At 30.0% G+C, this 989-nt stretch carries 1 protein-coding gene; it reads right to left on the reverse strand.

Annotated features, from left to right (window positions below; translation table 11 throughout):
- A partial coding sequence (locus KGF50_RS21605; protein ID WP_227849963.1) for a DnaD domain protein occupies positions 1 to 917 on the reverse strand: 917 nt, incomplete at its 3' end.
- Positions 918 to 989: the final 72 nt, after the last annotated feature.

Genomic DNA, 989 nt, shown 5'->3' on the forward strand with positions numbered 1-989 from the left:
TCTTTCTGACTTTTCTTTATAATTTTATCTAGTTCATTCTCTGAATATTGAGTAAATGTTTGTTCAAAATTAGCAAACTTATTTTTACTCAACTTATTATTAGGTCCTTTTGTTCTTTTCTTATTTTCTTGTTCTAATCTATATGATTCCAGTTGCTCGTATGTAGTAATATTTGCATCCTTCCATTTTTTAAGGATACCTTTTAAGTATGCTAGATTCATATTCATCTTTTCAGCACATATCTCTATAGCTCTTTTAAATACTCTTACATCTACCTCACTAGAAATCTCAACTAACCATTCAGCTGTAACAGGATATATTACTCCTATATTTTCTTCATATAGTTTCTTAAATTCTTTTAAATATTTATCCACAGGGTGCTTTCCTATATACATACTGTTAATACTGTTACTTATAATACTGTTACTTATAGTGTCCATATTTTCCGTGTCCGGCTGAGTCGTGTCCGGAAAAGTAGGACATGGTTCCATGTCTACATTTTTAGGATATGGTTCCGTGTCTTGTTTTTTAGGACATGGTTTTTTCTTCTTTTTATCGTCTTTTAAACCTCTCTTAGAAATACATTCCTCTATATAAGTTCTATCAAATACAATTTCATATATATTGTTTTGCATCTTACCTTGTTTAGATTTATTTTTATGAATTCTTATATATCCACTAATCTCTAACTCTCTTTTATATTTTGTAAATGTATCTTTTGATATATCTAACTCATAACAAATTAAATCTCTAGATGGGAAACATGTACCGCTAGTACCTGTAAAGCTAGCTAGATATGAATACAGCATTCTAGCACCAACAGTTAACCATCTATCTCTAGTAACTAGTTTAGGTATTAACCCATACCCATCACTTAATATGTTTAACTTTTCTATAACTAACTTATCTCCATTCAAGATGACTCACCTACTTAATCAACATTTACGGCTTCTTCCACACTAGCTTGACCATCTATATTCTCTATGTCT

It is taken from the genome of Clostridioides sp. ZZV15-6598, assembly GCF_020657705.1.
GTDB classification, from domain to species: Bacteria; Bacillota; Clostridia; order Peptostreptococcales; family Peptostreptococcaceae; genus Clostridioides; species Clostridioides difficile_F.